Source organism: Saccharopolyspora sp. (assembly GCF_017434145.1).
Taxonomy (GTDB): Bacteria; Actinomycetota; Actinomycetes; order Mycobacteriales; family Pseudonocardiaceae; genus Saccharopolyspora_C; species Saccharopolyspora_C galaxeae.
On record NZ_JAFRFW010000002.1, the window covers coordinates 1 to 6,245 of the forward strand.

Here is a 6,245-nt window from a genome sequence, read left to right on the forward strand (position 1 = left end):
GTTAATGATTATCTTTCCGATGAATCTAATTCCATTAATGCTGGTATCTGCAGTAATAGCATGCTTATTTAAAACTCCGAAATTTTTGGATGTTTGGTCGAGAATCGCCGCGGCGTCGCCGCCGATGCTGACCGCGACGCCGACGTTGACGCCCACGGCGTTGGTGACGTCGACGAGGCCGGTGGCCTCTCGCTGCGGCAGCAGTTCGGCCGACTGCTCGGCCAGCTCGAATTCGTGCATGTGCTCCTCCTGGTGGGTGGTGACCCGGCCGCGCGCCGGTGCTCAGCACGCGGCCGGGAACTCGATTACTTCTGGCCGACGTCGAGGTCCTGCTCGGCGGTCGCCACGGCGTCGCCGAACGGTCCGTTGAGGGCCACTGCGGTGTTCTCGGCGGTGATGTCGGCGACGTTCAGGTTCAGCCCGCCCAGCGCCTCACGCGCAGGCAGCAGCTCGGCCGAGGCTTCCGCGGAAATGTCGAAGTTCACGATGTGCTCCTGGAATCAAAGTGGGAATCGGTCGCGGCCGCTGGCCGCTGGTGGTGCTCCGGGACCACCGCCCCGGAGTCACCGAACGGTGCAGAACCGGGCCCCTGCGGTGCAGGGAACGGTTCACCAGCCGCTGTGCTGGCCGACGTCGAGGTCCTGCTCGGCGGTCGCCACGGCGTCGCCGAATCCACCGTTGATGGCCACTGCGGTGTTCTCGGCGGTGATGTCGGCGACGTTCAGGTTCAGCCCGCCCAGCGCCTCACGCGCGGGCAACAGCTCGGCGGACAGTTCCAACTCGGAGATCTCGAAAACGCTCACGGTCGTGCTCCTCATCGTGTTGACGAACTTGCGAACCGCGGCCCTCTTGCCGCTGGCCGCGAGTACGCCAAACACGCCGTCACCGACTCGTCACGCGCGCGTCACGGCGAATCCGCGGCACCCGCCCGGACGACGAGCGCCGACGCGCTGCTCACCGGCGGTGAGAAGCGGTGTGACCTGGGGGAAATCCGGTCGGGTCCGGACGAGCGACGACCCGGCCACCGTGCTCGGTGACCGGGTCGGGTGAACCGGGAAAGATCTTGCGGAGGGCTGGGCGGATCACTCGGTTTCGCCGTCGGCGTCCAAGCCGTGCTCGATGGCGTAGCGGGCCAGCTCCACGCGGTTGTGCAGCTGGAGCTTGCGCAGCGTGGACTGCACGTGGTTCTCCACCGTGCGGTGCGAGATGACCAGCTTGTTCGCGATCTGGCGCGCGGTCAGGCCCTTCGCCACCTGCCGCAGCACCTCGGTCTCCCGGTCGCTGAGCTGCGGAGCCTGCGACTCCCCGCCGGGGGTGACGGCCATCCGCCGGTACTCGCCGAGCACCAGCCCGGCCAGCCCCGCGTTGAACACCGCATCCCCGGCCGCGGTGCGCTGCACCGCGTCGACCAGCTCGTCCACCGAGGCGGACTTCACCAGGTAGCCGGAGGCACCGGCCTTGACCGCTTCCAGCACGTCGCTGTGCTCGCCGCTGGCCGAGAGCACCAGCACCCGGGTGCCGGGGATCTCCTGGGTGATCTGCCGGGACGCGTCCACCCCGGAGGTGTCGCCGAGGTTGATGTCCATCAGCACCACGTCCGGGCGCACGGTACGGGCGATGCGCAGCGCGGAGACCGCGTCCGCGCTGGTGGCCCGCACCTCGAAGCCGCGTTCGGAGAGATCCCTGGACACGCCGTCGCGCCAAATGGGGTGATCGTCGACAACCATCACCGAGACCTGCGGCTCGGTCATCCGTCTCCTCCTATGCGACGTGCCTCGGCTGCGGAAACCTCGTCCGCGGAGTCCGGCGACCGGCGCCCGGCGGCGTCCTGCTCGGTTCCGGTGCCCGCGGCGGTACGCCTGCCGGAGATCTTCCCGTCCGGGCGTTTCGCCCGTTCGCCCAGGGGCGCCGTGTCAGCGGTCCCGTCGGTCGTCGAGGGGCGCGGCACGCGCAGCTCCCACTCGGTGCCTTCCCCCGGCGAGGTGTCCAGCGCGACCGTTCCGTCCAGCGTGGCGACGCGACCGCGGATCGACTGGGCCACGCCCATCCGCCCCTCGGCGGCGGCCTCGTCGAGCCGCCCTTCGGGGATGCCGGGCCCGTCGTCGCGGACGCTGAGCACGATCTCGTCCGGCAGTTCCTCCAGCAGCACCCATGCCCGCGCTTCGGAGCCCGCGTGCCGTTCGACGTTCTCCAATGCTTCCCGCACCACCGAGAACAGGTCCGAGCACAGCGGTTCCGGCAGCAGCACGCTCGTGGCGGGCACCGATACCTGCACTCGTCCGCTGCGCAACACCTGCAGCCGGGCCACCAGGTCCGTCTCGCCCCCGGCGGTCGGTTCGACCGGGGCGGTCGCCACCAGCGAGCGCAACGCGATCTCCTGCTCCCCCGCGAGCTGGGCGAGTTCGGCGGCTTCCCCGCCGAGTTCGGTGCCGCGCCTGCGCACCCTGGCCAGCACTTGGAGCACGCTGTCGTGGATCGACCGGGCCAGGCGTTCGCGCTCGGCGGTGGCCGCCTCCGCGCGCAACGCCTGGCTGAGCCGCTCGGTCGACCGGCGCGCGGTGTCCGCGGCCAGCCCGAACAGCACTCCGGTGCCGACCAGCAGCACGGCCTCCTGCAGCATCACGGAGTTGGAGTGGCCGCGGATCAGGAAGTTGATCCCCGCGGAGAGCACGCCGGACACGCCGCCGCCGAGCCAACCCCACTGCACCGCCGCCAGCGTCACCATCGACGGTTGCCACAGGGTCACCACCGACGGCAGGTCGTCGGTCATCTGCTGCTCGGTCATGATCAGCTCGTTGCTCAGGAACAGCACCGAGACCAGCACCTGGTCGATCAGCACGAGGCGGTTCGTGCGGTGCTCGCGCACCCGGAACCGCCGGACCGTGAACACCGTCCAGCCGATCATGATCAGCAGTTCGGCCGCCGCCAGCGCCGGGTACCGGTAGTCCCGGAACTGGATCGCGAAGCACAGGATCGCGTAGCACAGCCCCACGGAGCGGAAGAAGTTGTGCGTGCGCCACAGCGGTGTCCGGCCGTCGGCGACGCGCGGTCGTTGCGCTGGCTGGCTGGCGTGCGGTGTGGCCACGGTTGCTCCTTCCCGGCGGCCCATCCTGCCGTACGGCGACGATCTCGTAACCCGGCGATCGGTGAACACGCTGGGTGTTTGTTGTCACCGAATGGATCAATCGAATGGGAGGCCGTCCCGGCTATCACCGCTTGATCGGGTTATGCGAGTCTCTGGAGCAGTGATCGATCCGTTGATCGGTTGTGCGACAACGACGCCATTCGTGCGGATCGGGAATTGCGAACGGACCAATCGCCCTGGTCCATGCGGGTGGCGAAGAGACGCGAGGATTCATGGCGCTGTGGCCGAGGCTCCGGGCGCCCGCCTTGATCTACGGGCTGCTGGTCGAAACCGCGGCCCTCGCCGTGGTGCTCCCGGTGGTGCTGGGCAGCTCGCCGCCGAGCCCGGGCGAATGGCTGCGCTTCAGCATGCTTGCGGCCACCGCGGGCGTGGTCATCATCGCGACCTCGGTGTCGATCCGGGTGCGCAGCGAGGTGCGGCGCGACCCGTGGACGGTGCACACCGCCTACCTCGCGGCGGGCGGGCTGACGCTGCCGCCGGATCTGCTGGTCCTGCTGCTGGTCGGGCCCGGTCTGCACGCCGCGCTGGAGCGGCGCCCGGAGCCGCACCGGTGGCTGTTCGTCAGCGCCGCGACGGTCTGGGCCGTGTTCGCCGCCCGGTGGGTGATCGGCTGGCGGGACCCGGCGTGGAATCCGGTGCTGATCGTGCTCGCGGGCACCGTGTTGTTGCTGGTCCGGGCCGCGCTCGTCGCCATCGGCCTGCGGCTGCGGGACCCGGACGCGCGCGGTTCGGAAGTGCTGGGCGAGTCCGCCGACGTGCTGCTGGGCATCGTGGCGGCGTGCTTCGGCGGTGTGCTGGGCATGGCGGTGCTGCGGGAGCCGGGCGTGGCGCTGCTGGGAGCTCCGGTGCTGGCGTTGCTCGATCTGGCCGGGCAGCTGCCGCACTGGCGCCGCTCGGCGCAGCGCGACGGCAAGACCGGGCTGGCCAATGCGCTGCACTGGGACCGCCTCGCCCGGGCCGAGCTGCGCCGGGCGTGCGCGCGGCAGCAGCCGACCGCGGTGCTGCTGCTGGACTTGGACCACTTCAAGCGGGTCAACGACGAGGTGGGGCACATGGCCGGTGACGCGGTGCTCGCGGCCGTGGCGCTGACGCTGCGCGGCAGCGTCCGCAAGGACGACGTGGTCGGCAGGTTCGGCGGCGAGGAGTTCGTGGTGCTGCTGCCGACGGCCGCACCGGAGGTGGCCCGCGTGGTCGCCGACCGCATCCGATTGGCGATCGCTGCGCTTTCCGTGCCCACGCGGGACACCCTCGGCGAGCCGCGCGAGCTGTGCGGGGTGACGGTGAGCGCCGGGGTGGCGACCTCGGTGCGGTTCGGCTACGAGCTCGGGGATCTGCTGGCCGCCGCGGACGCGGCGCTGATGCAGGCGAAGTCGGCGGGGCGGAATGCGGTCACCGTGGCGTAGCCGCCTTTCCGGACCACGCAGGCGACAATTCCTGAATAGATTTCGTGTTCGGTGGAATCCCGGCGTGCGGTCACCGAGCGTCGTCCGAATCCGTTTCCCGCGCGACCGATTCCCCGTCGGAATCCGCGTCCGGCTCCGCCTGCCGCGGGTCGTCCGGATCCACCAGCGACGCCGAGGTCTCCCCGGCCGCCAGCGAGCGGATCGCCGAGTTCAGCACCGCGACCAGCGGCACCGACAGCAGCGCCCCCACGATGCCCGCGACCACCACGCCTGCGCTGATCGCCAGCACCACCGCCAGCGCGTGGATCCGCACCGCACGTCCCAGCAGCATCGGCTGCAGCACGTTGCCTTCGAGCTGCTGCACCGCCAGCACCACCGCGACCACCAGCAGGGCGTCCACCGGGCCGCTGGTCACCAGCGCGACCAGCACCGCCACCGCGCCGGAAGCCACCGCGCCGACGATCGGCACGAACCCGCCGAGGAATACCAGTGCGGACAGCGGCAGCGCCAGCGGCACCCCGATGGCCGTCAGCCCGATCCCGATGCCGATCGCATCGGCCACGGCGACCAGCGCTGTCGCCCGCACGTAGCCGACCAGCGAGGCGAACCCGCGCACCCCGGCCACGTCCACCCGGTCCCGCGCCGCGCTCGGCACCAGCTTCAGCAGGAACGTCCACACCTGCCGCCCGTCGTGCAGGAAGAAGATCAGCGTGAACAGTGCCAGCACCAGGCCGGTGAGCAGGTTGCCGAACGTGGAGGCGGTGGACAGCGCCCCGCTGGTCAGCGCGGCCTGGTTCTCCTGCAGCCAGCCGGCGGCCTGCCCGATGTACTGGTCGATCTGCTCCTCGCGCAGGTGCAGCGGCCCCTGCAGCAGCCAGCCCCGGATCTGGTCGAAGCTGCGCAGGATCTGCCGCTGCAACGCCGGAAAACCGCTGATGAAAGCGTTGATCACGAAGCTGAGCACGCTGCCGACCAGCGCAAGCCCGCCGATCAGCACGACCTCGGTCGCCAGCGCCCGCGGCACCCGGATTCGGCCCAGCCACGGAACCGCGGTGCTGACCCGCTCCGGCATCCGCAGCCGCGTCACCCAGGACACCGCGGGTGCCAGCAGCGCGGCCAGCAGCAGGGCGATGGCCACCGGGATCACCACGACGTACAGCCGGCCGAGCGCCATCCCCAGCACGTAGAACAGGCCGAGCACCACCAGGATCCGCCAGGACACCGCTGCCGATACCCGCAGCACGCGCGGCACGTCGGAGGCGGCGTCGGCCGGAGTGATCTTCGCGTCGCTCACCCTGCAACCGTAGCCGTGCCGGTTGCGTGCCCGGGCGCCCGGAGCGATCTTGACGCGGTTTCCGCGGAGATTTTCTTGTAACTCGATCCGGCGATGTTGGTGGTGACCGGGTACCTCCGCGGCCGCTGCGCTGACAAAGTTCCCGTCGGCAATGCGGATCAAGCCGCCGGATGGCGCAATCTCGCGGGTGAGCGAGTGCGGCGCCCGGGGCGACAACGCCGAGCACGGGACCGGAACAGCAGATGTCGGACAGCCTCCGGAGGACGGGCGGCGGCCGCGGATGGCGGCTGCTGGCCCGGACGCTGGTCGTCGCGGGCGCGACGGCCGCGGGCACCTCGGTGGGCTGGCTGGCGCACGCGGCGGAGCCCGTCCTGCCCGAGATCACCGTGCCTGGCCCGGCCGA

7 protein-coding genes are annotated in these 6,245 nt (G+C 70.7%); 1 reads left to right on the forward strand and 6 read right to left on the reverse strand.

What is annotated here, in order from left to right; translation table 11 throughout:
- The 5 genes from IJH84_RS00015 to macS all read right to left on the reverse strand — a co-directional run.
- On the reverse strand, positions 1-240 hold a 240-nt coding region (locus tag IJH84_RS00015), incomplete at its 3' end, for a hypothetical protein (protein ID WP_295138628.1).
- Positions 241-305: 65 nt separating this feature from the next.
- Positions 306-485, reverse strand: a complete 180-nt coding sequence (locus IJH84_RS00020; protein WP_295138631.1) for a hypothetical protein — start codon at positions 483-485, stop codon at positions 306-308.
- A 123-nt stretch (positions 486-608) separates the two neighbouring features.
- A complete protein-coding gene (locus tag IJH84_RS00025; protein WP_200068003.1) occupies positions 609-803 on the reverse strand; it encodes a hypothetical protein in 195 nt (64 codons plus the stop codon).
- Between the two features lie 279 nt (positions 804-1,082).
- Positions 1,083-1,751 (reverse strand): response regulator transcription factor, encoded by a 669-nt coding sequence (locus IJH84_RS00030; RefSeq protein ID WP_200068002.1) that lies wholly within the window; start codon positions 1,749-1,751, stop codon positions 1,083-1,085.
- Entirely contained in the window at positions 1,748-3,085 is a 1,338-nt protein-coding gene (gene macS / locus IJH84_RS00035; protein WP_295138638.1) for a DUF5931 domain-containing protein, read from the reverse strand. The genes IJH84_RS00030 and macS overlap by 4 nt, the downstream gene beginning before the upstream one ends.
- 272 nt (positions 3,086-3,357) lie before the next feature.
- Between macS and IJH84_RS00040 the strand changes: the two genes are divergently transcribed.
- Positions 3,358-4,548 (forward strand): diguanylate cyclase, encoded by a 1,191-nt coding sequence (locus tag IJH84_RS00040; RefSeq protein WP_295138641.1) that lies wholly within the window; start codon positions 3,358-3,360, stop codon positions 4,546-4,548.
- A 70-nt stretch (positions 4,549-4,618) separates the two neighbouring features.
- Here IJH84_RS00040 and IJH84_RS00045 read toward each other — a convergent pair whose 3' ends face one another.
- Complete coding sequence (locus IJH84_RS00045) at positions 4,619-5,842, reverse strand: AI-2E family transporter (RefSeq protein WP_295138644.1); 1,224 nt, start codon at positions 5,840-5,842, stop codon at positions 4,619-4,621.
- Positions 5,843-6,245 lie beyond the last annotated feature (403 nt).